General features: G+C 35.1%; 32 protein-coding genes. 3 read left to right on the top strand and 29 right to left on the bottom strand.

Going from position 1 to position 24,293, the window contains the following annotated elements; all coding sequences use genetic code 11:
* Positions 1 to 292: 292 nt before the first annotated feature.
* Together ctlX and EG339_RS07970 are read right to left on the bottom strand one after the other, a co-directional pair.
* Positions 293 to 1,216 (bottom strand): citrulline utilization hydrolase CtlX, encoded by a 924-nt coding sequence (ctlX, locus tag EG339_RS07975; protein ID WP_123869730.1) that lies wholly within the window; start codon positions 1,214 to 1,216, stop codon positions 293 to 295.
* Positions 1,217 to 1,283: 67 nt separating this feature from the next.
* Positions 1,284 to 2,198, bottom strand: coding sequence for a dimethylarginine dimethylaminohydrolase family protein (locus EG339_RS07970; RefSeq protein WP_123869729.1), 915 nt, complete (start codon positions 2,196 to 2,198; stop codon positions 1,284 to 1,286).
* Between the two features lie 290 nt (positions 2,199 to 2,488).
* On the opposite strand from EG339_RS07970, the gene EG339_RS24195 reads away from it, so the two are divergent.
* The gene (locus tag EG339_RS24195) at positions 2,489 to 2,653 is read left to right on the top strand and encodes a hypothetical protein (RefSeq protein WP_164465423.1); all 165 of its coding nucleotides are present in this window, start codon (positions 2,489 to 2,491) and stop codon (positions 2,651 to 2,653) included.
* Between the two features lie 371 nt (positions 2,654 to 3,024).
* On the opposite strand, the gene EG339_RS07965 is transcribed toward EG339_RS24195, so the two are convergent.
* The 3 genes from EG339_RS07965 to EG339_RS07955 form a co-directional block, all read right to left on the bottom strand.
* Entirely contained in the window at positions 3,025 to 5,199 is a 2,175-nt protein-coding gene (locus EG339_RS07965) for a TonB-dependent receptor domain-containing protein (protein ID WP_123869728.1), read from the bottom strand.
* A gap of 78 nt (positions 5,200 to 5,277) precedes the next feature.
* Positions 5,278 to 6,339 carry a helix-turn-helix domain-containing protein gene (locus EG339_RS07960; RefSeq protein ID WP_123869727.1) on the bottom strand — a complete coding sequence of 354 codons (1,062 nt, stop codon included), beginning with the start codon at positions 6,337 to 6,339 and terminating at the stop codon, positions 5,278 to 5,280.
* A gap of 101 nt (positions 6,340 to 6,440) precedes the next feature.
* Positions 6,441 to 6,818, bottom strand: a complete 378-nt coding sequence (locus EG339_RS07955; protein ID WP_123869726.1) for a winged helix-turn-helix transcriptional regulator — start codon at positions 6,816 to 6,818, stop codon at positions 6,441 to 6,443.
* A gap of 76 nt (positions 6,819 to 6,894) precedes the next feature.
* On the opposite strand from EG339_RS07955, the gene EG339_RS07950 reads away from it, so the two are divergent.
* Positions 6,895 to 7,713 (top strand): alpha/beta hydrolase, encoded by an 819-nt coding sequence (locus EG339_RS07950; protein ID WP_123869725.1) that lies wholly within the window; start codon positions 6,895 to 6,897, stop codon positions 7,711 to 7,713.
* 48 nt (positions 7,714 to 7,761) lie between these two features.
* Here EG339_RS07950 and EG339_RS07945 read toward each other — a convergent pair whose 3' ends face one another.
* The 8 genes from EG339_RS07945 to EG339_RS07910 all read right to left on the bottom strand — a co-directional run bounded on the left by EG339_RS07945 (position 7,762) and on the right by EG339_RS07910 (position 15,144).
* Entirely contained in the window at positions 7,762 to 9,048 is a 1,287-nt protein-coding gene (locus tag EG339_RS07945; protein WP_123869724.1) for a citrate synthase, read from the bottom strand.
* An 84-nt stretch (positions 9,049 to 9,132) separates the two neighbouring features.
* Complete coding sequence (eno, locus tag EG339_RS07940; RefSeq protein ID WP_123869723.1) at positions 9,133 to 10,425, bottom strand: phosphopyruvate hydratase; 1,293 nt, start codon at positions 10,423 to 10,425, stop codon at positions 9,133 to 9,135.
* Positions 10,426 to 10,617: 192 nt separating this feature from the next.
* The gene (locus EG339_RS07935; protein WP_123869722.1) at positions 10,618 to 11,841 is read right to left on the bottom strand and encodes a hypothetical protein; all 1,224 of its coding nucleotides are present in this window, start codon (positions 11,839 to 11,841) and stop codon (positions 10,618 to 10,620) included.
* Between the two features lie 5 nt (positions 11,842 to 11,846).
* Positions 11,847 to 12,227 (bottom strand): hypothetical protein, encoded by a 381-nt coding sequence (locus EG339_RS07930; protein ID WP_123869721.1) that lies wholly within the window; start codon positions 12,225 to 12,227, stop codon positions 11,847 to 11,849.
* A gap of 66 nt (positions 12,228 to 12,293) precedes the next feature.
* Positions 12,294 to 13,082 (bottom strand): sensor histidine kinase, encoded by a 789-nt coding sequence (locus EG339_RS07925; protein WP_123869720.1) that lies wholly within the window; start codon positions 13,080 to 13,082, stop codon positions 12,294 to 12,296.
* Positions 13,079 to 13,714, bottom strand: coding sequence for a hypothetical protein (locus tag EG339_RS07920; protein WP_123869719.1), 636 nt, complete (start codon positions 13,712 to 13,714; stop codon positions 13,079 to 13,081). Before EG339_RS07920 ends, EG339_RS07925 begins: the two co-directional genes overlap by 4 nt.
* 2 nt (positions 13,715 to 13,716) lie before the next feature.
* Entirely contained in the window at positions 13,717 to 14,505 is a 789-nt protein-coding gene (locus tag EG339_RS07915; protein WP_123869718.1) for a hypothetical protein, read from the bottom strand.
* A gap of 6 nt (positions 14,506 to 14,511) precedes the next feature.
* A complete protein-coding gene (locus tag EG339_RS07910; RefSeq protein ID WP_123869717.1) occupies positions 14,512 to 15,144 on the bottom strand; it encodes a response regulator transcription factor in 633 nt (210 codons plus the stop codon).
* 340 nt (positions 15,145 to 15,484) lie between these two features.
* Between EG339_RS07910 and EG339_RS07905 the strand changes: the two genes are divergently transcribed.
* Positions 15,485 to 15,919, top strand: a complete 435-nt coding sequence (locus EG339_RS07905) for a hypothetical protein (protein ID WP_123869716.1) — start codon at positions 15,485 to 15,487, stop codon at positions 15,917 to 15,919.
* A 99-nt stretch (positions 15,920 to 16,018) separates the two neighbouring features.
* Here EG339_RS07905 and rplQ read toward each other — a convergent pair whose 3' ends face one another.
* The 16 genes from rplQ to rplE all read right to left on the bottom strand — a co-directional run bounded on the left by rplQ (position 16,019) and on the right by rplE (position 24,280).
* Positions 16,019 to 16,540: a 50S ribosomal protein L17 gene (gene rplQ, locus EG339_RS07900; RefSeq protein ID WP_123869715.1), complete on the bottom strand. Its 522-nt coding sequence runs from the start codon at positions 16,538 to 16,540 to the stop codon at positions 16,019 to 16,021.
* Positions 16,541 to 16,546: 6 nt separating this feature from the next.
* Complete coding sequence (locus EG339_RS07895; protein WP_066695982.1) at positions 16,547 to 17,542, bottom strand: DNA-directed RNA polymerase subunit alpha; 996 nt, start codon at positions 17,540 to 17,542, stop codon at positions 16,547 to 16,549.
* Between the two features lie 33 nt (positions 17,543 to 17,575).
* Positions 17,576 to 18,184 carry a 30S ribosomal protein S4 gene (gene rpsD / locus EG339_RS07890; RefSeq protein ID WP_123869714.1) on the bottom strand — a complete coding sequence of 203 codons (609 nt, stop codon included), beginning with the start codon at positions 18,182 to 18,184 and terminating at the stop codon, positions 17,576 to 17,578.
* Positions 18,185 to 18,203: 19 nt separating this feature from the next.
* Positions 18,204 to 18,593, bottom strand: coding sequence for a 30S ribosomal protein S11 (gene rpsK / locus EG339_RS07885; protein ID WP_034694697.1), 390 nt, complete (start codon positions 18,591 to 18,593; stop codon positions 18,204 to 18,206).
* A 12-nt stretch (positions 18,594 to 18,605) separates the two neighbouring features.
* Complete coding sequence (gene rpsM, locus EG339_RS07880) at positions 18,606 to 18,983, bottom strand: 30S ribosomal protein S13 (RefSeq protein WP_002983260.1); 378 nt, start codon at positions 18,981 to 18,983, stop codon at positions 18,606 to 18,608.
* A 9-nt stretch (positions 18,984 to 18,992) separates the two neighbouring features.
* The gene (gene rpmJ, locus EG339_RS07875; protein ID WP_007839480.1) at positions 18,993 to 19,109 is read right to left on the bottom strand and encodes a 50S ribosomal protein L36; all 117 of its coding nucleotides are present in this window, start codon (positions 19,107 to 19,109) and stop codon (positions 18,993 to 18,995) included.
* A gap of 61 nt (positions 19,110 to 19,170) precedes the next feature.
* Entirely contained in the window at positions 19,171 to 19,386 is a 216-nt protein-coding gene (gene infA, locus EG339_RS07870) for a translation initiation factor IF-1 (protein ID WP_002983257.1), read from the bottom strand.
* Between the two features lie 3 nt (positions 19,387 to 19,389).
* Positions 19,390 to 20,769 carry a preprotein translocase subunit SecY gene (secY, locus tag EG339_RS07865; RefSeq protein WP_002983253.1) on the bottom strand — a complete coding sequence of 460 codons (1,380 nt, stop codon included), beginning with the start codon at positions 20,767 to 20,769 and terminating at the stop codon, positions 19,390 to 19,392.
* Between the two features lie 9 nt (positions 20,770 to 20,778).
* A complete protein-coding gene (gene rplO, locus EG339_RS07860) occupies positions 20,779 to 21,228 on the bottom strand; it encodes a 50S ribosomal protein L15 (RefSeq protein WP_123869713.1) in 450 nt (149 codons plus the stop codon).
* A 21-nt stretch (positions 21,229 to 21,249) separates the two neighbouring features.
* The gene (gene rpmD, locus EG339_RS07855) at positions 21,250 to 21,426 is read right to left on the bottom strand and encodes a 50S ribosomal protein L30 (protein WP_002983247.1); all 177 of its coding nucleotides are present in this window, start codon (positions 21,424 to 21,426) and stop codon (positions 21,250 to 21,252) included.
* Between the two features lie 11 nt (positions 21,427 to 21,437).
* Positions 21,438 to 21,959, bottom strand: a complete 522-nt coding sequence (gene rpsE, locus EG339_RS07850) for a 30S ribosomal protein S5 (protein WP_123869712.1) — start codon at positions 21,957 to 21,959, stop codon at positions 21,438 to 21,440.
* Between the two features lie 19 nt (positions 21,960 to 21,978).
* Complete coding sequence (gene rplR / locus EG339_RS07845) at positions 21,979 to 22,332, bottom strand: 50S ribosomal protein L18 (protein ID WP_066695967.1); 354 nt, start codon at positions 22,330 to 22,332, stop codon at positions 21,979 to 21,981.
* 15 nt (positions 22,333 to 22,347) lie between these two features.
* On the bottom strand, positions 22,348 to 22,893 hold the full coding sequence (rplF, locus tag EG339_RS07840; RefSeq protein ID WP_123869711.1) for a 50S ribosomal protein L6: 546 nt from the start codon (positions 22,891 to 22,893) through the stop codon (positions 22,348 to 22,350).
* A gap of 17 nt (positions 22,894 to 22,910) precedes the next feature.
* A complete protein-coding gene (gene rpsH, locus EG339_RS07835) occupies positions 22,911 to 23,309 on the bottom strand; it encodes a 30S ribosomal protein S8 (protein ID WP_062700843.1) in 399 nt (132 codons plus the stop codon).
* 146 nt (positions 23,310 to 23,455) lie between these two features.
* Entirely contained in the window at positions 23,456 to 23,725 is a 270-nt protein-coding gene (gene rpsN / locus EG339_RS07830) for a 30S ribosomal protein S14 (RefSeq protein ID WP_002983233.1), read from the bottom strand.
* Between the two features lie 3 nt (positions 23,726 to 23,728).
* Positions 23,729 to 24,280, bottom strand: a complete 552-nt coding sequence (gene rplE, locus EG339_RS07825; protein WP_065400324.1) for a 50S ribosomal protein L5 — start codon at positions 24,278 to 24,280, stop codon at positions 23,729 to 23,731.
* Positions 24,281 to 24,293 lie beyond the last annotated feature (13 nt).

Genomic DNA, 24,293 nt, shown 5'->3' with positions numbered 1-24,293 from the left:
GAAGCAAAGTTAGTTAACTTTTTTTAGTTTTCTCCAAATAAAGCCATCCAAAAGGTAATGAGTAAGCTGGGGAACAACTAATAACGGAACTAAAAATTGAAGCAGGTTTTCAGAAATAGCCAGGTCCAGTGAAAAGTGTTCTTTTCAAACTAAAGTTTCCACAGAAATTCTAAAAAGGTAAAACCTAAGATGATTCCTACAAATAAAAACCTTTGCTGTCCAATAACAAATCTTCTGACTCTGTTTCCAAAGTCAGAAGAATATGTAAACCTTTATTTGATAATGGGTTCAATTATTTTTTTGGAAGAAAAACTTCTGCAAGCATACATCTTGCGCTTCCTCCTCCGTTTACTTCAATCGTATGCAGATCGGAATAAATAATTTCACAATATTTTTCAATGGCAGCTACCTGTTCCTGATTTAATGACTGATAAGCTGTCTGGCTCATCACAAGGAATTTTTCTCCGTCCTTATTCTGAACCTGAAGCATATTTCCTGCAAACTGCTGCATTTGCTCTTCCGAAATTTCAACAATTTCCTTTCCTGAATTCTTGATGGTTTCAATAACCTTTTCTCTTTCCAGCTCATCATCAATACAATCAAGGCAGATCACTACAAACTTATCTGCCACGCACATCATTACATTGGTATGATAAATGGGAAGTCTTTCTGTACCTACCGTCTGATAAGAATGGAAAACCACTGGCGTAAAGCCATATTTTGCACAGAATTCTCTGAATAAGTTTTCATCTAATCTTAAAGAAACTGAACCATAGGCAATTTTGTTATCGTGATCAAAGATCATGCTCCCTGTTCCTTCCAGGAAATGACCCTGGGTTTCAGGAAATGACCAGTCGTCAATTTCAGTAATTTCAAATCCCTGGTCTTTGATGCTTTCAAGAATATCATCTCTTCTTTCTACTCTTCTGTTGGAAGCGAACATAGGGTATAAAACCACTTTTCCGTCTCTGTGGAAACTTACCCAGTTATTGGGAAAAATGGAATCCGGTGTATGAGGGTCTAATGTATCTTTTATGGTAATTACATTAATTCCTTTTCCTCTCAGCTTTCCAACAAAGGTATTGAACTCTGCAAGTGCTTTTGACTGGATATCGGATCCCGTCTGTTCTACCTGAAAATAATTGTTTTTCGCAGTTTCTGCGTTGTAACCGAATGCAATCGGCTCTATCATTAATACTGTATCTGTAGTTTGCATTTTTTTTGAATTAAAAATTAAAAGATGATTTTTTCTCTCTCTTAAACTCTCCTACTCCACAACTTAATTAGTCTCTTACAAGCGGCATTGTAGAACATCTCAGTAGTCCACCCATTTTAGAGATTTCCCTGTAAGGAATTTCTTCTACAGTCATTCCCCATTCGTTTCTTAAGTGGTTATTCATTCTCGTAAATGCTTTGTCTGAAACTACAACATCCGGAGAAATAGAGAAAATGTTCGGGAACATTTCAAACATTTCTTCATCATTGATGTGGAAGCAGTTTTCTTCTCCGAAAATATCGATGATAAGACGATAATCGCTTTCATCTACGAATCCGTTTTTGTAGATGATGCATTTGTCTTCTCCTACTGGATTGAAAGTGCAGTCAAGATGTAAAATTCCTTCAAAAGGTACTTTATCGTTTTTCTTCAGTTCAAGATCTATGATTCTTTTCTTCGGAAAATATTCTTTTAGAATTTCAATGGCATACTCGTTAGTTCTTGCCGTCTTATAGTTTCTGTAATCTTCGCTGAAGCAGGTTCCGATAAAAAGGAAGTCATTCCATACAATAACATCTCCACCTTCAATATGTGCTGTTTCCGGCAGATTAATAATTTTTCTCCAGGCTACTTTTTCAAAAACACTTTTGTATGCTTCCTGCTCATCTGCTCTGTCTGCAATTACGTTGGAAATAATCATCTTATCATCAATTACAAAAGCTACGTCTCTTGAAAAGACCTGATTATAATCTTTAATGATACTTGGGCGAAGTACTTCAACATCATACTTTTTCAACACCGCTTCAAAAGCGTTCATTTCATTGATAATATCCTCTTCTTTAGGATAAATATTGTGTTCGATTGAGTAATATGACTTGGCGTCATAACTTTCCTCTAGCGTGGGAACCGGTCCCAATGAATTAGGCTGGCCCAAAACTACTGATCTCAGCCTCCCCGTTTCGTTTTTAATGTTTAGTCTCATAAAGATTTATGCAATACTACAAATATAAGTAAAGGTCTCTACCTATAAAACTTTTGCCTTATTTTCTCTATGAAATTTGGGACTCTCAATAAACACTATGCAGCAAATTTCTCCTTCTATTAAGCCAACTACAGGGGTTGGTATATAAAAATATCTACAACCTACTATATTTCATCTATATAAGAACAAAAAAACAGATATTATTTAATTTTAATTTCATATATTAGTGATATAATTTTCGCGAAATTATATTGTTTAAAACTTAACTATTAACATCAAAAATCAAAATCATGAACAAAAACAATCCAGTGCTTAAAAATGCACAGAAACTAGGAAGAGAACAACAAAAAACAGTAGTGGGTGGAATAGGAATCTCAACAGGCAAAAGATGTTGTGAGTGGGATCCTTCAGGAAAATGCATTATCTATACTTGTGATAGATGTGTATGCCCATAAAAATAATATAGCCTGCTTTTTCGAGCAGGCTTTATTTTGCTCAATATCAATATATTTCACTCATCAATTATTCATTGGTTTTTATTATTTTTTTAAATAAATCCATATATTAGTGATATAATTTTGCAAGATTATAAAAAAATTAAAATTTAACTATTAACATCAAAACAACAAAATCATGAACAAAAACAATCCAGTGCTTAAAAATGCACAGAAACTAGGAAGAGAGCAACAAAAATCAGTAACCGGAGGTATTATAAGGGAAAGATACTGCTGTGAGTGGAATGAGGATGGCAGCTGCAGAATCTGGACCTGTGGTAACTGTGTTTGCCCATAAAAAATATAAACCTGCTTTTTTAAGCAGGTTATTTTTACCTTGTCCTATTTTCTTCTTCTGTTTTCCGGATTTCTTTGAGCTGATAATCTGAACTTCCAAAATTATAACTCAGAGAAAAAATCAATCTGCTGCTGTCCCACCAATGTGTAAACCGATTATCCATAATCTGTTTATGCCTGAACTCTAAGCGTTGCTCATAAGAATCAAAAATATTATTGAAACCGATTTTTGTATTAAGCCTATTATCCAGCCATGATTTCTGGATTGAAATATCTACATTATACCTCGGTTTAATGATGTAAAGGCTATTTCCTGTTCTGGATTCATAATTGGCAAAAACATTCACCGTATAACCTTTCGGAAGGGAAAATACCTGATTTAATCTCAGTTCATAATTATAGACATTCAGTGCAAAGACCTCATCCAGATAGGGCATAAATTCATAATTATAATATCCTGTTATTTGGCTGGTCACGCTCCACCATTTCGTAATTTTTACCGGAAAGCTTGTTTCAAATATTGCAAAATTCCGATAAGGCAAATTTGTCCCAAGGTATTCCAAAACATTTGTTTCCGGATTATACAGTGGATAACGGGCCATTACATCTTTTTCTTTTCCAATAACAAAGCTTGTTATCCAGTTTTTATAACGATAGGTTGCTTTAATCTGGCTTGTAAATGAAGGCTGCAGATAAGGATTCCCTATCCGATAGTTCAACGGACTGAAATAGTACCGGAAAGGATTAAGCTGAGAAAAAGCTGGTCTTGTTATCTTTCTGCTGTAAGACAGGGAAAATTCACTGGATTTATTGAATGTGTAATTAAGACTTAAGGAAGGTAACCACTCAAGGTAATTTCTTTTGACAATGGAATCAGTACTCATTGCATTTGATATACTATTTGTACTTTCAAGTCTTACTCCTGCATTGATCTGAAAATTTCCAAATTTTTGCCTGTAGCTTACATAACCTGCCCATATTTTTTCTTTATACGAAAATATATTGCTCCGTATGGGATCATAACTAAACTGATTACCTGCGGATAGTGTATCATACCTGATATTATTACGTGTATATGAACTGCTGTATTTAATCCCGGCGCCCAAATCTGCATTTCCTAATTTCCGGGAAGCATCAGCCTGAGCAATATAGATATTAATTTTATTCAAAAGATCTGACTTCCAATAAGACAAAATACCAGTTGTAGATGCTTCTTTATTGATAAAATCATCAACCTGACTGTTTTTAACGGAAAGGTAATTCCCAATAAAATCAATCTTAAATTGTTTATTCTGAAAGGAATAATCAGCTGTTATTCCATAGTTTTCCTGATTATAATCTATAGGATTTTCACTGGCTGTATTAAAGATAGTTTGAGATTCATCATTATCAACAGTATAAAGTGATCCGTTCCGGATGCGGTCATTTTTCCTTGAATTACCCCTTAAACTAAAGCCAAGCCTATTTTTTTCATTTAACGTAAAGTCTGCTCCTGCCTGAATACTGTAAACTTTTCCCTGATCTTTCTGATAGGTATTGGTTCGCATAATATTCGTGTTGGCCAAATGCTGTAAAGCCTCATACCGGTACGTTGAAATTCCATCGTTAATTCCTCCCTGTATGCTGTAAGTGGCTTTTCCTGTATGATAAGAAATATTGAAAGCATTTTCCCGGTAGCTGAATTTATTCACATACACATTTCCATTGTAATTACCTTTCCAGCCCAGATTAACATTCTTTTTTAACCTGATATCAATAATCCCTTTAAATTCTGCATCATATTTAGAAGAAGGGTTGGCATTAACCTCTATAGATTCTACCATTTCAGGAGATAAAGACCTTAAATATGCCTGTAATTCCTGACTGCTCATTACAATCTGCTTCCCGTTAATAAAAATGGCCGGAGAAATTCTTCCGCCAATAAAAATTCCGTCTTCCTGCTCTACAGAGACTCCCGGAGTTTTTCTAAGGACATCAAGAAGATGAGTCGCGGTTTTAAAGTCTTTATTTCCGGCAACTGTGAGTACCAGATTCCCGTCATTGAGCTTCATCCTGCGTGAAGTGGATTGAATAACAACTTCCGAAATAGTTGTAGTGGAACTTTTATTATCCGGCAGAGAATCTGAAACATTCATTTTTGAGATTTCCTGTGCCTTCCCCAAAATAGATAATAATAGTAGCAACAATAAGAACCATAATTTGATAATCATAATTTTTAATTTTATGAATCAAAAGTATTGGCATGGTAGAAAAATCAGGTTTTGGAATTAAAATTCCGCAGTACGAAATTATAAATTTGAACTCTGAAACGTAGGTTCAGTAAGGGTTTGTGACTGTTTGTACAAAAGAGGTGTTGTATTTTTGATTTTTTTGAATGTTGAAAAGAAAGTAGATTTAGAGTTAAACCCCACCTCATATCCTATCTCTTCAATTTTCAAATAAGAACCATTTTCTATTTTTTCACAGGCTTCATTAATCCGATATTCATTAATGTAGGTTGAAAAGCTTTTACCCAAATTATCGTTCAGCAGCTGAGAAAGCTGATGAGCAGAAATATTCATTCGGGAAGCAAGATCATTCAGTTTCAGATTAGGATTTTTATAAAGTTCTTCTGTGGTCATCAATCTTTTTAACCTGGAAACAAAATTATCTGCCTGCTCTTCTGAAATCTTTTTATTGGAGTACCTCCCAGCTTCTTTTGCCGGGAGCTGCTGATATTTTTTATTGAATAAAATCAAAAAATTAGCATACAGCACAAATGAAAATACAAGGCTTCCTCCTGCACAATATATTTGCACCCAACCCGTTGAAATCAGCTGATACGTGAGGAAGATAATCACATTACTGATAAGAACCGGAAGAACAAATTTGTTTGGGATTTTATGATTATGCTTTGAAAAGGTATAGTATTGGTACACCGTAAGAAATATAAATACAGACCAAACAGTATAAATAAAGGTTCCGAAATAATGTTCCCAGGTAACAGGAAAAACCAAATACAGTAAACCAACAGTTCCTAAAATAACAGTCAGTATCCCAAACCATTTCTGGCAATTCTTCCAATCAAACTGCTCTTGCTGAAAAGAAGATCTCACATAATAATAGAGTGCCGGTCCGGTAAAAAATAAGGCTGACAATCCCAGATGCGGGATAATCCTTGGCAGATCCGGATAAAAGTAAATGCAGACAGCAATTCCTACTCTTGTGCTCAGCATCAGCAAAAGGAGCCCAAGAAAAAAATCCGGGAGATATTTCAGTTTTTTTACAGACAGCAGATAAATCCCCAGCAGAAGTCCGTTGAATGCTCCTACTGCACTGAAGAAGAATAACATCTGTTGTCCAAAAGTCATGATCGTTTAGTTATTTATTTAATAGTATTGTGCTGCCAATAATTTCATACAAGCAAAATTAATAAATTATTGAATTCAATTTCAGCAACATACATGTTTTTCTAAGAAATATTACAGATCAGTATTTCTTTTCCATCTGCATATTCTTTTCCCCATTCACATAAGTTTTTCAGAATTGGTACAAGATCTTTCCCTTTGTTTGTCAATATATATTCAATTCCGGCAGGAATGGTGCCGGGGATTTCTTTTTTGATGATAATTTTATGGATTTCCAGTTCCTTTAGCTGTCTCCCTAAAACCTGCTCAGAAATATTAGGCAATTCTTTCTTTAGAAGATGAAACCTGTTATTTCCCTCTGATATCGAATAAATAATCTGCGACTTCCAACGTCCACTGATGATACTTACTGCCGAATTCAGTTCACAAATTCCGAACAAAAACTGTTCGTTTGCTGCATTGGTTGAAGTTTCTTTTCTCATAATTATCACTCACAATTTTGTTCGTTATTGTAATCCACAGGCAACTTGCAGAAATTTACATTAAAATTACAAAATTATGAGTATAAAAAATATTCTGCTGGTTATTGGTCTTGTACTAGGCCTGCAACTCTTCAAAGCGCAGGAACAATGGATCCTGAAATCGGAATTTATGTCAAAACCGGATACTGTACTTATTTTCAAACCTGAAACCTATAACAAGACAGAGAAGTATCCATTAGTCTATTTATTACACGGATACAGTGAAAATTATCGTCAATGGTCACAAACAGCAAGCCTTCATAGGTTTTCTGATCAATATAAAATGATTATTGTCTGCCCGGACGGGTTTACCACGTGGTACATCAACAGTCCTTATGATAAAGGAGCAAGAGCTGAAGATTTCTTTTTTAAGGAGCTGGTACCCAAGGTTCATAAAAATTTCAATATTGACAAAAAGAATATTTTCATCAGCGGATTGAGTATGGGAGGATATGGTGCTATCCGATATTTTTTACTTCATCAGGATTATTTTAATACTGCAGGAAGTACTAGTGGTGCTTTTTCCCTGGATCCTGATATTATGAGGAATGCGAGCTTGCAATTCTTTAATACAGAAAGGATTACTGATGACCTGAACAAAATACTTGGTTCGCCGGACGAATGGAAGCAGTATAATATTTCAACACTGTTAAAAACCTATAATAAAGGAAATCCTTTTTTAATAGACTGTGGTTTGGAAGATATACTTTATCCATCTACCATTGAAATCAGGAATATTGCTGACAGCCTGAAAATTCCCATTACATTCATTTCTCAGCCGGGAAATCATAATACAAAATATTGGAGAAATTCTATTGAGCAGCATCTTGTTTTTTTCAGGCAGCATTTTAAATAAAAAAATCCCAAAGCAAGCTTTGGGATTCTGATATGGTAAAAGCAAATATTATCTGCTTGCAATATCGATATAGTTTCTTTGCTGAGCACCTTGGTAAACCTGTCTTGGTCTTCCGATTGGGTCTCCTTTCAATCTCATTTCTTTCCATTGAGAGATCCATCCTGGTAGTCTTCCTAATGCAAACATTACAGTGAACATTTCTGTAGGAATTCCTAATGCTCTGTAAATGATACCTGAATAGAAGTCTACGTTTGGATATAGTTTTCTTTCTACGAAGTATTCGTCTTCAAGTGCTACTCTTTCTAACTGCATTGCAATATCAAGAGCTTTATCCTGGATACCTAATGCTTTAAGGATATCATCAGCAGCTTTCTTGATAATCTTCGCTCTTGGGTCGAAGTTTTTGTAAACTCTGTGTCCGAATCCCATTAGACGGAAGTTATCGTTTTTATCTTTCGCTTTAGCAACATATTTAGATACATCACCACCATCTTTCTCGATAAGCTCAAGCATTTCGATTACAGCCTGGTTAGCACCACCGTGAAGTGGTCCCCAAAGTGCAGATACCCCAGCAGAGATAGAAGCGAAAAGACCTGTGTGAGCAGAACCTACCATTCTTACTGTAGAAGTAGAACAGTTTTGCTCGTGATCTGCGTGAAGGATTAGTAATTTATCTAATGCATTTACAACTACCGGATCGATTTCGAAGTCAGCGTTTGGTAATCTGAATGCCATTTTGTAGAAGTTTTCTACGTAGTTTAGGTTGTTATCACCGTGGTTTAATGGTAAACCTTGAGTCTTTCTGTAAGTCCATGCACAAAGGTGAGAGAACTTAGCGATCATAAGCTCTGCAGCATGATCCATTTCTTCTTTAGAGTTTACGTTAACGGCTTTCGGGTTGAAAGCTGTTAAAGCGGAAGTTAAAGAAGATAAAACTCCCATAGGGTGAGCAGAGCGAGGGAAAACGTCGATGATTTTTTTCATCTCGTCTGCAATAAAGTTATATTTTTTAATGTTGTTTTCGAAAGAAGCAAATTGGTCCTGAGTAGGTAATTCTCCATGTAATAAAAGATACATTACTTCAGTGAAGTTAGATTTTTCAGCAATCTGCTCAATTGGATAACCTCTGTAGAATAACTCTCCTTTATCTCCGTCTAAGTAAGTGATGTCGCTAATAGTAGCTCCTGTATTTTTGTAACCTAAATCCAGAGTGATTAAACCTGTCTGGTCTCTTAATTTTGAAATATCAATCCCTCTGTCTCCGATAGTACTATCCACAATTGGATATTCATATGAATTACCTGCGTAATTCAATATTACTTTGTTGTCTGACATTATTTATTTATTTTTTTTAAATATACCACTTTCCATAAAATACGGCAAACAAAAATTATCGCTTGCCGTTATTTATAAATTCGATTATCTTTTAATTTTGAAAGCTTCCAAACCTGGGAAAATTGCAGTTTCACCAAGAGCTTCTTCAATTCTTAATAATTGGTTGTATTTCGCCATTCTGTCTGATCTTGAAGCTGAACCTGTTTTGATCTGTCCGCAGTTCATTGCTACAGCTAAATCAGCAATGGTAGAATCTTCAGTTTCTCCTGATCTGTGAGACATTACTGAAGTGAACTTGTTGTTCTGAGCCATCTGTACTGCTGCCATTGTTTCAGAAAGAGAACCGATCTGGTTTACTTTTACAAGGATTGAGTTGGCAATTCCTTCTTTTACTCCTCTTGATAATCTGTCTACATTAGTTACAAATAAGTCATCACCTACTAACTGTACTCTGTCACCGATTTTATCTGTTAACATTTTCCATCCTTCCCAGTCATCTTCCTGCATACCGTCTTCAATAGAAATGATTGGATATTTGTTAGCCAATTCAGCAAGATAAGAAACCTGCTCTTCTCTTGATCTGTGAGCTCCTTTATCTCCTTCGAATTTTCTGTAGTCGTAAGTTCCGTCTTTGTAGAATTCTGAAGCAGCACAGTCTAGTGCCAGCATAATATCGTCACCTGGCTTATAACCTGCCTTTTCGATCGCCTGAAGTAAGGTATCCAAAGCATCTTCAGTCCCGTTGAAAGTAGGAGCAAAACCTCCTTCATCTCCTACTGCTGTAGAAAGACCTCTTCCTTTAAGGATTGATTTCAGGTTGTGGAAAATTTCAGTTCCTTTTCTCAATGCATGAGAGAAAGAGTCTGCTTTTACCGGCATAATCATGAATTCCTGGAATGCGATAGGCGCATCTGAGTGAGAACCACCGTTGATGACATTCATCATTGGAACAGGAAGTGTGTTGGCATTTACACCACCAACATATTTATAAAGAGGCATTCCCAATTCTGCAGCAGCAGCTCTTGCCACCGCCAGAGAAACACCAAGAATAGCATTAGCACCAAGATTTCCTTTGTTAGCCGTTCCGTCAAGATCAATCATAATCTGATCGATATAATTTTGTTCGAAAACCGGCTGCCCAACCAAATTCTCTGCAATTACTTCTTTTACATTTTCAACAGCTTTCAGGACTCCTTTCCCCTGATATTCTGAACCACCATCACGTAATTCTACCGCTTCGTGTTCTCCTGTAGATGCTCCTGAAGGAACTGCTGCACGGCCCATTGCCCCGCTTTCCGTAAATACATCTACTTCAATGGTAGGATTTCCTCTGGAATCTAAAATCTGTCTTGCTTCTATGTAAGAAATTGCACTCATTTTTTAATTTTTTTAGTTTAGACAAATTTAATCAAAATTTAACTTTTAGGGGTATTTCACCGTTTTTTTTTGAGATAATTCCAAGTTAAATTTTAGTTAATTTATATTATGATAAACTCTTGTTTTAATGCAACAGAAACCCTTTTTCGACATCAAATCAAAAAAGGGTTTTATTTTTAAAGTATAATATTACTATTCAATCTTTTTTTCAGTAGGAGGATCTATAAAAACAGCCGGCTTTTCGGAATCTAATCCCCAATTAAGACCTAAAAAGGAAATAAGATTATCTTTCTCTCCATAATTTTTACCAAATGCAGCATTAATGTATATTTTATCCGAAACTTTATAGGCTAGCACACCATTGGACCGGAATGTATTTTCAATATCGTTGATGCGATAAATATATTCCCATGAGATGGAAAACCTTTTATAGGTTAATTCTGCTTTGCCTCCAAAATCATAATTCCTGGTCTTAAAAAACTGTTGATTGTCATCCATCATCGTTCTGTCATCAAGATACCGAACTATTCCATAGAAATTAAGCTTCTTTTCTTCCTCTGGTTTCTTTTTATTTGTGAAATCGATTCCGCTATTCAGCGTTAACCAGAATCCTAACTTTCCAAAATGATTGCTAGAAAATTTATTATCAGAAAAAAAAGTACTGTATCCACCGGCAAAATCTACAGCAAGTAATGGAGAGGCTTCTAAAAGGCTTCTGTAATAATCGACATTTTTGAGCCCATTTTCACCTTCTTCATACTTTTTTAATAGCTTGCTTAAGCTGCCTTCTAACAAATCTTCACAATCTGAATCACTTAAACCTTCATCAATACATTTTTGTTCAGCTTCTAATTCTTTGTCGCTTAAATATTTACTAACCAACTTTAATTGAGCTTTTTTCGCAGAATCTTCTTTTATTATTTTTTTGATATTATCCTGGGTTCTAATCTTAATTAAAGTTCCTCTTACACTTATGGCAAAGGCAGGATTCTTGATATTATCTCCTGAATTTAAAGTCAGGTCTCTTACAAACCCTAACGAAAAGGAAGCTCTGTTCAGTTCATTAAAAATATTCTGTTTATATATCTTTTCCTTATCTTCTTTTAATCCTGCATATTTGAGTGAATTCATGTTTTTAGAACGTAACAGCCAATATGGGGTAATTTCAAATGCATAGGTATCCGGAATTCCTTCATTTTTCTTAAATGAATTGACCAGGCTTAAAGCAATTGCTTTTTTTGACTTTGGAGTTTCTAACTCAGAAGGAGAAATTCCCAACAGAATAATAGATGCAGGATTTGAAATAGCAAGTTCTTTAAGCTCTACATCAATTTTCTTTACTTCGGTCTCTTTATTTTGTGATTTATATCCATGTATGGCTATAAAAGTTAACACCATTAAAACTATCTTTTTCATGATCTTTATTTTACAGTTATCACTTTTACGCTGATAATTCTTTTCATTGAACTCAGATCATCTTTTGTATTATTTTCAAAAGGCTTCACTCTATTCTCCTGGCCAAGCAAGGTATATGTGATGGTAGCATGCTGCATAGCATTATCTAAAAGGTCTGTATGGACGCCACTAAAATCAAATATATGACGAACTCTCAGTTTTTCACCCTTTACAACATTTATATGTATTACATCATCAGATCCATCGTAGAGATCATTGGTTGTGGCTAGATATCTTACATTAGTATTTACCTGAGCTTCAGTAGAAATAGTGATTACTAAAACATAATTTGTATCAGCTTCAGCCGGTTTAAAAGTTTTAATTGATTTTTTTATTAAAGTTTTCATGGCTATCAGTTTTATTATTCAAAGTTCTTTCTAAAAAAGACACCTGTCAATTACACAAAAGGGTGATTATAATTTTACTTCAAAGGTAAGATTCGTTCCTGAACTTGCAGAGAGTATGTGGCAATCTCCTTCTGTTTCATTCATTCTTCGTTTCATATTACGAAGTCCGTTTCCTGGTGGCTGGTTATCAGGAATGCCTATACCGTTATCTTCAATGGTCATTAAGAATTTATTCCTGTTTTGGAAAAATGACAACTTTAAAGCGGTTGCCCCACTATGCTTATATACATTATTAACAGCTTCTTTTAAGCATAAAAACAGGTTACGTCTCAACTCTGTAGAAATAGGAGTATCAGAAACAATATCTTCACATTCTGAATGAAATACTATCTTCGTTTTCTTTAAGAAGCTTCCGGCGTACAATATAGCATACTCAATAAAGCTGCCTAATGTATCATTTCCTGAATTCAGGCTCCAAAGCATTTCCCGCATGGAAATATTCATTTCTTCTGAGGTTTTCAGTAATTCTTCAATATCATTCTGAAGCTCATTGTCCTCAATTTTATATTTCAGGAACTCAGCCTGAAGTTTCAGTGCTGAAATACCGGCACCAAGATCATCGTGCATATCATGGGAAATTCGCTCTCTTTCCTTTTTAATAGACCTTTGCTGTTCAAGTTCTTTTTGAAGAAGCTGGTTTTGATGCTCTGCTTCTTTGAGACGTTGCTGCTGAATAAAAAAGATCTGCTTTTTATTGTACAAAATAATAACCAAAACAATAAATACAACAAATATTATGAGCAAAATTGCTGCAATAATATAGGTTAATCTGATTGTATCGGGTAACTGCTTCATAATTCCATCGATTTTCTAAATTTATTTAGAGCAATATAGAACATCGTATACATCAAAATATTCACACCATACTGTATATTCTTTAGAACCTGTAAAAAAGCAGGATCATTATCTTTAAAAAAATACATTGGAATGGATCTGAAAATAAAAAAAATGCTCCAAAAAAGCAGTCCGGATGATACCCAAAAGTGAGGATCATCAGTAATTTTGACAGCATCAAAGTTTTTAATCCTGTTATAGAGCCAAACCAAAGCATTAATAATAAAATAGAAGCAGACTAATATTCCCAGTTCATTGGCATAATCTCCACCATAAAACTTTACAAACAATAGAATGTAAGTAAGGATTGCGATAACTAAAACGAAAGAAACTATTCTTAGCTGTCTGGAAAATATCCGGCTATAGTATATATAAAAGAATATAATCATGAAAATACTATAATAATTGAACAGATAAGCAAAATCAAACTCTCTGATATAAATTTTATAATGCCCATACAACTCCAATCCAAGAGAAACCAATAGAAAAACAGCAAAATAGTTTTGACTGGAAAGTCCTTTCTTTCCAGCTAAAACTATTGACTTTACAGTGACTGTAAAAAGTACTGTTAAATATAATATCTGAAATAACATTTTTACGGATATAATGAGCCCATATCATAATAATTATTATTCCCCTTAAAAACTAATGTCATTTGGTCTAAATGTGATTCAAAATGCGCCCTGTATTGAGCTTCCTTAATTGTACCAAGTCTCTCTTCAGCTACTAATTTCTTTACATCACTAATCGTGCTAAGATTTACAATAAATTTATTACAAGACTCCTTATGTAAAGTATCTATTAAATCCACAATATGATAACTGATAGAAAGAGTATTGGTTTTACCTCTAAAATATGCATCCATGATGAGCCTGCCATGTTCTTTATATGTTATCTTAAGATCCTCAAAATCTTTGTTTGAAATTTTAAGATCTTTCAATGAGAGCTGTTGATTAGCATTGATGATAAGATAATTATGTTCTCCAATCGTTGTCTTGTCTTGTGTTTGTAAAGAAGCAATCATATATATCATACCTGCCTCGGAATATGGGGTAACTTGTAATCTGGGATTGTTGGGTGATATTTCCACAAAAGTAAAGGTTAAATAAGTTGCCTTATTTTCTTCCATAAGTTCCCGAATATTATCCAATAATGAATAACTTACTTCATAAATGCCTTCTTTATTGAAATTAAGATCGTGACTCCTCATAAAAGGCAGCATATCCTTTTTAGCTTTATTAATAAAACTTTCTGCCAGGGCAGCTGCAATTCCAATAAGTTCCTGACCTTCAAGCAGGTTCTCAAATTTGTTTCCAATAGGACCTTCTGCATAAGTCATCGTACCATTGACAATTTCTTGATTTGTTTCGGTAAAATTCTCCATGATTTCTTAGTTTTTAAAATGGTTAAATTTATTAATAGCCTCCACTTTATTGCTGACGTGGAGTTTTCTGTAAATATTTCCAACATGCTTTTTCACAGTATCCATACTGATACACTTTTGATCTGCAATTTCTTTGTATAGGAAACCTTGCGAGAGAAGCTCAAGAATTTCTTGTTCTCGTTTGGTCAGTTCATCAAAACCTTTGATCTCCGGAAGTTTCTTTTCAAAGTGCTGAAGGACTCTCCTAGCAATAGAAAAACTCATAGGAGCACCACCGCTATACACGTCCCGGATAGAAGAGAGTATTTTATCCATACTTTCACCCTTAACAAGATATCCCATGGCGCCTGCTTTTAAAGAATTAAAGATCTTTTCATCATCTTCAAAACTGGTGCACATGATGAAATGGGTTTCGGGCATTTCTTTTTTAAGCTTTTCAATGATTTCAATACCCAGCATATCCTGGAGCTGGATATCCATCATGACAACATTGGGCGAAAGGTCAGGTAAGTTTTTCAAAGCATCATTGCCATCGAAGAATTGGCCAACAACTTTCATATCCTTTTGATAATTGATCACTTTCTTCAACGCATTGTTGTAGTTTTTTTCGTCTTCTACTATGGCAATGGAAATGCTCATGTCTTTATTATTTGAAACAAATTTCAACAGAAAACAAATTGTAGTCAATTACACTTTTGTGTAATCTTGGGAGTGAGTTTACAGTTATGGTTAGTTTTTAGTCTTATTAAAATTAATTATTTTTCCATTTCAAAACTATATTTTTTTAATAAATTTTGACAAATCAACCTGTCATTGTACTGACAATGATTTTGTTACTAAAAACTGAATATCATTTTATATTATTAAAAGAAACAGACAAAATTATTTGTCCAAAAAGTGAAAAAATCATCATATTGTAAGGCATGATTTTTGCAAAATTAAAGGGTAAAAATCATATTCAATATCAAATAATATAATCATGAAAAAAAGTCTTTTAGCACTTAGCGCTGTCCTTGCATTAATGGTAATCAGCTGCAAAAAAAGTGAAAGCGGAAATAAGAGTATCATTAAAACAGATAGCTCAGAAACAGTAGTTACAGATAACAATGGAAAAATTGATTCTGTAACCCAGAGTTCATCAACAGTGGATGTGAATGGTAAAAAATTTGAAAAAACAGATTTTGTTTACAAGGCTACAGATGGCACATTGGTAAAAGTAGTTTTTAAAAATGATCCGAAAGAAAGTACGGTAGCTATTACCAGCAATAAAAAGACGTTTACCCTTCCTAAATCGGAGACCAAAGGAGACGAAACTATCTATAAGAAAGATGATATGACTGCAAGAGTAAAAGGAGACAGCCTTCATTTGGAACAGGGTAATAATATTATTGAACTCAAAAGAACCAAAATATAAATTAAAACCGTTCCAACAGGGACGGTTTTTTTACACTTTTATATAAACAAAAAAACCATCCGAAATTCGGATGGTTTTCTATTTATATCTGAATGAATATTATTCCTCAGTTTTTTCTTCAGTAGCATCAGCTTTAGCTTCTTCTACTTTCTCTTCTACTGCAGGAGCTTCAGCAACTACTGCTTCAGCTTTTTTAGGTGCAGCAGATGATCTTCTGCTTCTTCTTGTAGCTTTTTTCTCCTCTGCATTCGGGTTGTAAAGCTCGTTGAAATCTACTAATTCGATAAGTGCAGTATCAGCAGCATCACCTGGTCTGAATCCTGTTTTGATGATTCTTGTATAACCACCGTTTCTTTCAGCGATTTTAGGAGCTACAGTTCTGAATAATTCAGCAACCGCAAATTTATTTTGAAGGTAAGAGAATACTACTCTTCTGTTGTGTGTAGTATCTTCTTTTGCTTTTGTTAATAGAGGCTCAACATATACTCTTAAAGCTTTAGCTTTAGCTACAGTAGTGTTGATTCTTTTATGCTCAATTAGAGAACAAGCCATATTAGAAAGTAAAGCACTTCTGTGAGAAGCTGTTCTTCCTAAGTGATTGAATTTTTTACCGTGTCTCATTATTAATTATTTATCAGCGTCTAACTTATATTTTGCAACGTCGAAACCGAAGTTAAGACCTTTTGAATGCACTAATTCTTCTAGTTCTGTCAAAGATTTTTTACCAAAATTTCTGAATTTCATCAAATCAGACTTACTGTAAGAAACCAATTCTCCAAGAGTTTCTACTTCAGCTGCTTTAAGACAGTTAAGGGCTCTTACAGAAAGATCCATATCTGCTAATTTAGACTTAAGTAATTGTCTTGTATGAAGAGTTTCCTCATCATATTGGATAGATGCTTTTACAGCTTCAGTTTCAAGAGTGATTCTCTCATCAGAGAATAGCATGAAGTGATAAATTAATATCTTAGAAGCTTCTGTTAAAGCATTCTGAGGGCTGATAGACCCATCAGTTTCTATATCTAATACAAGTTTTTCGTAGTCTGTTTTTTGCTCTACACGATAATTTTCAATGCTGTATTGTACTTTCTTGATCGGCGTGAAAATAGAGTCAATAGCAATAGTACCAACAGGTGCATTGTTCGACTTATTTTGTTCTGAAGGAACATATCCTCTACCTTTTTCAATATTGAAAGTAATTTCGAAAGTTACATCAGTATTTAGGTTACAAATCACTAAATCCGGGTTTAATACCTCGAATCCGTTGATCGATTTTCCTAAATCACCAGCAGTAATAATCGTTTGACCTGAAACTTTAGCAACAACCTGCTCATTAGCCTGGCCTTCTGCTGAAGCTTTTAATCTTACCTGCTTTAGGTTAAGAATAATTTCGGTAACGTCTTCGATTACTCCTGGAATAGTTGAAAATTCGTGCTCTACACCTTCTATTTTGATAGATGAAATAGCGTATCCTTCCAGAGAAGAAAGCAACACTCTTCTCAAAGCATTACCGATTGTAAGCCCGAAACCTGGTTCTAAAGGTCTGAATTCAAATTGACCTTTAAATTCATCAGAGTTAAGTAAAATTACTTTATCGGGTTTTATGAATTGTAAAATTGCCATATTATTGGGTTGAGCAAAAATTTGATTAAAAAATTATTTAGAGTAAAGTTCGACGATAAGCTGTTCCTTGATGTCTTCCGGAATTTGGATTCTCTCAGGAGCAGAAATGAAGGTACCTTCTTTCTTCTCATCGTTGAATTGTAACCACTCATAGTTTGACTTAGAAGCCAATGCATTGGTAACAACTTCAAGAGACTTAGACTTTTCTCTTACAGCGATTACATCACCAGCTTTTACCAAGTAAGAAGGGATATTAAGGATTTCTCCGTTCACAGTGATGTGTCTGTGAGAAACTAATTGTCTAGCTCCAGATCTAGTTTTAGCAAAACCTAATCTGTAAACTACGTTATCCAATCTTGATTCACAAAGTTGTAATAGAACTTCCCCTGTTACACCTTTACTTCTGTGTGCTTTTTCAAATAAGTTAGCAAACTGTCTTTCTAAGATACCGTAAGTATATTTAGCTTTTTGTTTTTCAGCTAACTGAACTGCGTATTCTGATTTTTTAGCACCTCTTCTTTTGTTAGGACCGTGTTGTCCTGGCGGTTGGTTCTTTCTTTTTTCGAAGTTTTTATCATCTCCGTAGATTGCAGCACCAAACTTTCTAGCAATCTTAGTTTTAGGTCCAATATATCTTGCCATAATGGGTAAATTCTAAAAATTAAACTCTTCTTCTTTTTGGTGGTCTACATCCGTTGTGTGGCATAGGAGTCACGTCAACGATTTCTGAAACTTCAATTCCTGAATTGTGGATAGATCTGATAGCAGATTCTCTACCTGCACCTGGACCTTTCACAAACACCTTTACTCTTCTTAAACCAGCTTCGTGAGCTACAGCAGAGCAATTTTCAGCTGCCATCTGAGCAGCAAATGGAGTATTCTTTTTAGAACCTCTGAATCCCATTTTACCGGCAGAAGCCCAAGAGATAACCTCTCCGTTTTTATTTGTTAAAGAAATGATGATGTTATTGAAAGAAGCCTGAATATGAGCTTCACCAATAGCTTCAACTTTTACTTTTCTTTTCTTAACTACTTTAGTTTGTTTTGCCATAATTCCTAACGATTATTTACTAGCTTTTTTCTTGTTAGCAACAGTTTTTCTCTTCCCTTTACGTGTTCTAGAGTTGTTTTTCGTTCTCTGGCCTCTTAAAGGTAATCCAAGTCTGTGACGTATTCCTCGTTGGCATCCTATGTCCATCAATCTCTTGATGTTCAATTGCACTTCAGATCTCAATTCTCCTTCTACTTTTACGTTTTCAGAGATATATGTTCTGATTGCAGCCAATTCATCGTCATTCCATTCGTTGACTTTCTTGTCTTCGCTGATACCGGCAGCTTTAAGGATTTCAGAAGAAGTACTTCTTCCTACTCCATAGATGTAAGTTAAACCGATAACACCTCTTTTGTTTTTTGGTAAATCAATACCTGCAATTCTCGCCATAATTTAATGTTAACCTTGTCTTTGTTTAAATTTTGGGTTCTTCTTGTTGATTACGAACAGTACACCTTTTCTGCGTACGATTTTGCAATCAGCGCTTCTTTTTTTAATTGATGCTCTTACTTTCATTTTGATAGTATTTATTTTTTACAAATGCCAAATGGAATGAGAATTCCATTTGGCTAATTGTTTAATATCTAAATGTGATCCTCCCTTTTGTTAAATCATAGGGAGACATTTCTAGTTTTACCTTATCTCCAGGTAAAAGTTTAATATAATGCATTCTCATTTTGCCAGAGATATGAGCAATAAGGATATGCCCATTTTCCAGCTCTACACGGAACATGGCGTTTGAAAGTGCTTCCACGATCACGCCATCTTGTTCAATATGTTTTTGTTTTGCCATAAATTAATATCCAGTCGTTCTTGATAATTTAGACTGCATTAAGCCATCATAGTGATGGTTCAGCAGATATGTATTAATCTGTTGAACTGTATCTAAAATTACACCCACCATAATTAATAGTGACGTTCCCCCGAAAAATAGGGCAAACGCATCTGTCTGAACAAAGCTTCCATGCACAATTGCTGGAAGGACTGCAAAGATAGATAAAAAAATTGCACCTGGCAAGGTAATTTTTGATAAAATATCATCTAAATAATCAGCGGTCTCTTTTCCGGGTCTTACTTTCGGTACTAAACCTCCATTTCTCTTCAAGTCATCAGCCATCTGGTTTACCGGAATAGTAATCGCAGTATAGAAAAATGAGAAGATAATAATTAATAGCGCAAACAATACGTTGTACTGCCAGCTAAAAACATTCTTGAAACCTGCAAGAAAAGTGTTAGACTCATCGAATTTTGTTAATAATCCTGGTACGAACATCAATGCCTGGGCAAAGATAATCGGCATTACACCAGCAGCATTTACTTTCAATGGGATCCATTGTCTTGCTCCCTGCATAAGATTTCTGTTTACACCTCCTCTTGCTTGAGCTCTGCTTACATACTGAATCGGAATTTTTCTAACAGCTACCGATAGGATCACTGCTAAAAGAACTACCAACATCCAGAATAATACTTCAATAAGGATCATGATAGATCCCATTCCTCCTTTTCCGTTCTGCACGGCCATCTCCTGTACGAATGCCTCAGGTAATCTTGAAAGAATCCCCACCATAATAAGGATAGAGATACCATTTCCGATTCCTTTATCGGTAATCTTTTCACCTAGCCACATTGCAAATACTGAACCGGCAACCAAAATAACAATACTTGGTAACCAGAACATGATTGAATTGGGCTCTACATAGTATGCAGACTGGAACTGAGCATACGGTAAGAATAATTGAGTAATAGAAGTTAAGTAAGAAGGTGCCTGTACCAGACAAACCCCGATCGTTAACCATCTTGTAATTTGGTTCAATGTATTTCTACCTGACTCTCCATCTTTCTGAAGCTTCTGAAGATAAGGAATAGCCATCCCCATCAACTGAACAATAATAGAAGCAGAAATATAAGGCATAATTCCTAACGCCATTACGGAAGCGTGGCTGAATGCTCCCCCCGTAAACGACGAAAGCAAGCCAAGGAGACCTGCTCCTTGCTTGTTACCGCCTTGATTTTTATAATGCTCTAAGAGATCTCCCACCTCTGCAAGATTAATTGCGGGAAGTGAGATATAAGATGCGAATCTATACACAAGGATAATACCTAAAGTAAAGAGAATTTTATCTCTAAGTTCTTTAAGACTCCAAATATTTTTAAGTGTTTGTATAAATTCTTTCATTAGTAAGTATTATAAGGTAATTGCTTTTCCACCTGCCTTCGCAATAAGCTCTTCAGCAGATTTAGTGAATTTGTCAGCAGAGATTGAAACCGCAGATTTCAATTCTCCTCTACCCATAATTTTCACTAATTCGTTTTTAGAAACTAAACCGTTTTCTACTAGAACTTCTTTCGTGATATCTCCAGTGATGGATTTGTTCTCGATTAAAGTTTGGATCGTATCAAGGTTTACTCCTCTAAACTCTTTTCTGTTTACGTTTTTGAATCCGAATTTAGGTAATCTTCTTTGTAAAGGCATTTGTCCACCTTCGAAACCGATTTTCTGAGAATAACCAGCTCTAGACTTCTGACCTTTGTGTCCTTTTGTTGAAGTACCTCCTTTTCCACTACCTTGACCTCTACCAATTCTCTTTGAGTTGAAAGTAGATCCTGCAGCAGGTTGTATGTTATTTAAATTCATTTTAATTTCTCTTTTATAAAATTATTTTTGAACTTCAAGTAAGTGGTTTACTGCAGCGATCATTCCTAAGATAGAAGGAGTAGCTTCGTGCTCTACAACTTGGTGAAGTTTTTTTAATCCTAATGCTTCAAGCGTTCTCTTTTGGGTTTTTGTTCTACCAATAGCGCTTCTTACTTGCTTTACTTTAATTGTTGCCATTGTTTTAATTATTAACCGTTAAACACTTTACTTAGAGAAACTCCTCTCATTCTAGCAATCTCTTCAGGTCTTCTGATATCCAATAACGCTTTGAAAGTAGCTTTCACCACGTTGTGAGGGTTAGAAGATCCTTTAGATTTTGAAAGGATATCGTGAATACCAGCTGATTCCAATACTGCTCTTACCGCACCTCCGGCGATAAGCCCTGTACCGTGAGAAGCAGGTCTTAAGAAGATATCTGCACCACCGTATCTAGCAGTAGTTTGGTGAGGAATAGTATGGTTCATTACCGGAACTTTCACAAGGTTTTTCTTAGCGTCTTCAACTGCTTTAGCAATTGCAGAAGCAACCTCTTTAGATTTTCCTAAACCGAAACCGATTATACCATCTTCGTTACCTACAACTACGATAGCAGAAAATCCGAAAGCTCTACCTCCTTTTGTTACTTTTGTTACTCTGTTAACAGCTACGAGACGATCTTTTAATTCTAATCCTCCCGGTTTTACTCTTTCTATATTATCTAGTCCTAACATATTTTCCGAAATTTAATGATTAGAATTTAAGTCCTCCTTCTCTCGCACCATCAGCCAGAGCTTTTACTCTACCGTGGTATACGAAACCGTTTCTGTCAAATACAATATTTTCGATTCCTGCAGCGATAGCTTTAGCAGCAATAGCTTTACCAACAGCTGTAGAAACTTCTGTCTTAGTTCCTTTAGCGTCTACACCTTTCTCTCTAGAAGAAGCAGATACTAAAGTTTTACCGTTTTTATCGTCGATTAACTGAGCGTAAATTTCCTTATTACTTTTATATACAGATAATCTTGGCAATTCAGAAGAACCAGAGATTTTTCCTCTTACTCTTCTTTTGATTCTTATTCTTTTTTCTAATTTACTTAATGCCATAATACTTATAATTTATTAAGCAGATTTACCAGCTTTACGTCTAACAATTTCTCCTACGAATCTTACACCTTTTCCTTTGTATGGCTCAGGCTTTCTGAAAGAACGGATCTTTGCAGTAACCATTCCTAGAAGTTGCTTGTCATGAGACGTTAAAGTAATAATTGGGTTTTTACCTTTTTCAGTCAATGTATCAACTTTTACTTCACTTGGAAGTTCTAATACGATACCGTGAGAGAATCCTAAAGCTAACTCAAGCTTTTGACCTGCGTGAGATGCTCTGTATCCTACCCCTACTAGTTCTAATTGTTTTGTGAATCCTTCTGAAACACCAACAATCATGTTGTTAATTAACGCTCTGTATAAACCGTGAAGCGCTTTGTGTTGCTTAGAATCAGATGGTCTGTTTACATTAAGCTCACCATCTTTTTGTTCTAAAGTAATTCCTGCAGTAAGCTCCTGAGAAAGTTCTCCTTTAGCTCCTTTTACAGTTACTACACCGTTATTTTCAGTGACTGTAACTCCTGCTGGAATTGTTATAATTGCTTTACCAATTCTTGACATTTTCCTCTGATTAAAAATTAATAAACATAGCAGATTACTTCACCGCCTACTTTCTCTTCTCTAGCTTTCTTATCAGTCATTACTCCTTTAGAAGTAGAGATGATAGCTATACCCAAACCGTTAAGTACTCTTGGAAGCTCAGCTGAACCTTTGTACTGTCTCAAACCTGGTCTTGAAGCTCTCTGAATAGACTTAATAGCAGGTTTGTTAGTTTGCTTATCGTACTTTAAAGCGATTTTGATCGAACCTTGAACAGCGCTATCTTCAAACTTGTAGTTTAAGATATACCCTTGATCAAATAAGATCTTAGTAATCTCCTTTTTGATTTTCGATGCAGGAATTTCCACCACTTTGTGGCCTGCGCTTTGTGCGTTCCTTACTCTTGTTAGGAAATCTGAAATTGGATCTGTTACCATTTTTCTTTTATAAATTATTGGTTAAAGAACAATCAGTTTTGCAAAGACTTGAAGAGTAAAATATCAGACTTCAGAAATCTTCAGTCTGATATTTTTATCTTTAGTATCTGAACAACTTAATTGTCCCGATTTTTAATTAGTAATTATTACCAACTAGCTTTTCTTACACCTGGGATAAGACCGTTGTTAGCCATTTCTCTGAAAGTTACTCTGGAAATACCAAACGTTCTCATATATCCTCTTGGTCTACCTGTTAGTTTACATCTGTTGTGTAATCTTACAGGAGAAGCATTTTTAGGCAATTTTTGAAGACCTTCGTAATCACCAGCTTCTTTAAGAGCTTGTCTTTTAGCAGCGTATTTAGCAACTAGTGCTTCTCTTTTGCGCTCACGCGCTTTCATTGATTCTTTAGCCATTTCTTAGTTCTTTTTAAATGGTAAACCGAAGTGAGTTAATAATGCTTTAGCTTCTTTATCTGTTTTCGCAGTAGTTACGAAAGTGATGTCCATCCCTTGGATTTTTTTCACTTTGTCAATTACGATTTCAGGGAAGATAATCTGCTCAGTAATACCTAAGTTGTAGTTACCTCTACCATCGAAACCATCAGCTTTGATTCCAGAGAAATCTCTGATACGAGGCAAAGCAGAAGAAGTAAGTCTGTCTAAGAATTCATACATCTGATTTCCTCTTAGGGTAACTTTTGCACCTACTGGCATACCTTTTCTCAATTTGAAAGCAGCTTCGTCTTTTTTAGAGATTGTACCAACAGCCTTTTGACCTGTGATATTTGTAAGTTCTTCTACAGCATAATCAATGATTTTTTTGTCTGCAGTAGCATCACCTAAACCTTGTGATACAACGATTTTCTCTAATTTAGGTACTTGCATTACTGACTTATACCCGAATTCTTCCATCATTGCAGGAACAATTGTCTCTTTATATGCTTTTTTGGGTCTTGCTATATATTCCATGTGTTATTTAAAA

It is taken from the genome of Chryseobacterium bernardetii (assembly GCF_003815975.1).
Classification (GTDB): domain Bacteria; phylum Bacteroidota; class Bacteroidia; order Flavobacteriales; family Weeksellaceae; genus Chryseobacterium; species Chryseobacterium bernardetii.
Note: the sequence above shows the minus strand (reverse complement) of the source record. Positions and strands in the feature narration are given on the sequence as shown.

Bases quoted from the DNA above. Each gene is read 5' to 3' on its own strand.
- rpsD (WP_123869714.1), bottom strand. From the start codon at position 18,184: ATGGCAAGATATATTGGACCTAAAACTAAGATTGCTAGAAAGTTTGGT.
- rpmJ (WP_007839480.1), bottom strand. From the start codon at position 19,109: ATGAAAGTAAGAGCATCAATTAAAAAAAGAAGCGCTGATTGCAAAATC.
- rplQ (WP_123869715.1), bottom strand. From the start codon at position 16,540: ATGAGACACGGTAAAAAATTCAATCACTTAGGAAGAACAGCTTCTCAC.
- EG339_RS07925 (WP_123869720.1), bottom strand. From the start codon at position 13,082: ATGAAGCAGTTACCCGATACAATCAGATTAACCTATATTATTGCAGCA.
- rpsE (WP_123869712.1), bottom strand. From the start codon at position 21,959: ATGTTAGGACTAGATAATATAGAAAGAGTAAAACCGGGAGGATTAGAA.
- ctlX (WP_123869730.1), bottom strand. From the start codon at position 1,216: ATGCAAACTACAGATACAGTATTAATGATAGAGCCGATTGCATTCGGT.
- rplO (WP_123869713.1), bottom strand. From the start codon at position 21,228: ATGAATTTAAATAACATACAACCTGCTGCAGGATCTACTTTCAACTCA.
- secY (WP_002983253.1), bottom strand. From the start codon at position 20,769: ATGAAAGAATTTATACAAACACTTAAAAATATTTGGAGTCTTAAAGAA.
- rpmD (WP_002983247.1), bottom strand. From the start codon at position 21,426: ATGGCAACAATTAAAGTAAAGCAAGTAAGAAGCGCTATTGGTAGAACA.
- EG339_RS07930 (WP_123869721.1), bottom strand. From the start codon at position 12,227: ATGAAAACTTTAATAAAAAAATCAATTAAAACTTTTAAACCGGCTGAA.
- EG339_RS07920 (WP_123869719.1), bottom strand. From the start codon at position 13,714: ATGTTATTTCAGATATTATATTTAACAGTACTTTTTACAGTCACTGTA.
- rpsM (WP_002983260.1), bottom strand. From the start codon at position 18,983: ATGGCGAGAATTGCAGGTATTGATTTACCAAAAAACAAAAGAGGTGTT.
- rpsN (WP_002983233.1), bottom strand. From the start codon at position 23,725: ATGGCTAAAGAATCAATGAAAGCGCGTGAGCGCAAAAGAGAAGCACTA.
- EG339_RS07965 (WP_123869728.1), bottom strand. From the start codon at position 5,199: ATGATTATCAAATTATGGTTCTTATTGTTGCTACTATTATTATCTATT.
- EG339_RS07955 (WP_123869726.1), bottom strand. From the start codon at position 6,818: ATGAGAAAAGAAACTTCAACCAATGCAGCAAACGAACAGTTTTTGTTC.
- EG339_RS07910 (WP_123869717.1), bottom strand. From the start codon at position 15,144: ATGAGCATTTCCATTGCCATAGTAGAAGACGAAAAAAACTACAACAAT.
- rplF (WP_123869711.1), bottom strand. From the start codon at position 22,893: ATGTCAAGAATTGGTAAAGCAATTATAACAATTCCAGCAGGAGTTACA.
- EG339_RS07915 (WP_123869718.1), bottom strand. From the start codon at position 14,505: ATGGAGAATTTTACCGAAACAAATCAAGAAATTGTCAATGGTACGATG.
- EG339_RS07895 (WP_066695982.1), bottom strand. From the start codon at position 17,542: ATGGCAATTTTACAATTCATAAAACCCGATAAAGTAATTTTACTTAAC.
- EG339_RS07905 (WP_123869716.1), top strand. From the start codon at position 15,485: ATGAAAAAAAGTCTTTTAGCACTTAGCGCTGTCCTTGCATTAATGGTA.
- EG339_RS07950 (WP_123869725.1), top strand. From the start codon at position 6,895: ATGAGTATAAAAAATATTCTGCTGGTTATTGGTCTTGTACTAGGCCTG.
- EG339_RS07945 (WP_123869724.1), bottom strand. From the start codon at position 9,048: ATGTCAGACAACAAAGTAATATTGAATTACGCAGGTAATTCATATGAA.
- infA (WP_002983257.1), bottom strand. From the start codon at position 19,386: ATGGCAAAACAAAAACATATTGAACAAGATGGCGTGATCGTGGAAGCA.
- rplR (WP_066695967.1), bottom strand. From the start codon at position 22,332: ATGGCATTAAGTAAATTAGAAAAAAGAATAAGAATCAAAAGAAGAGTA.
- rpsH (WP_062700843.1), bottom strand. From the start codon at position 23,309: ATGGTAACAGATCCAATTTCAGATTTCCTAACAAGAGTAAGGAACGCA.
- rpsK (WP_034694697.1), bottom strand. From the start codon at position 18,593: ATGGCAAAACAAACTAAAGTAGTTAAGAAAAGAAAAGTAAAAGTTGAA.
- eno (WP_123869723.1), bottom strand. From the start codon at position 10,425: ATGAGTGCAATTTCTTACATAGAAGCAAGACAGATTTTAGATTCCAGA.
- EG339_RS07935 (WP_123869722.1), bottom strand. From the start codon at position 11,841: ATGAAAAAGATAGTTTTAATGGTGTTAACTTTTATAGCCATACATGGA.
- EG339_RS07970 (WP_123869729.1), bottom strand. From the start codon at position 2,198: ATGAGACTAAACATTAAAAACGAAACGGGGAGGCTGAGATCAGTAGTT.
- EG339_RS07960 (WP_123869727.1), bottom strand. From the start codon at position 6,339: ATGACTTTTGGACAACAGATGTTATTCTTCTTCAGTGCAGTAGGAGCA.
- rplE (WP_065400324.1), bottom strand. From the start codon at position 24,280: ATGGAATATATAGCAAGACCCAAAAAAGCATATAAAGAGACAATTGTT.
- EG339_RS24195 (WP_164465423.1), top strand. From the start codon at position 2,489: ATGAACAAAAACAATCCAGTGCTTAAAAATGCACAGAAACTAGGAAGA.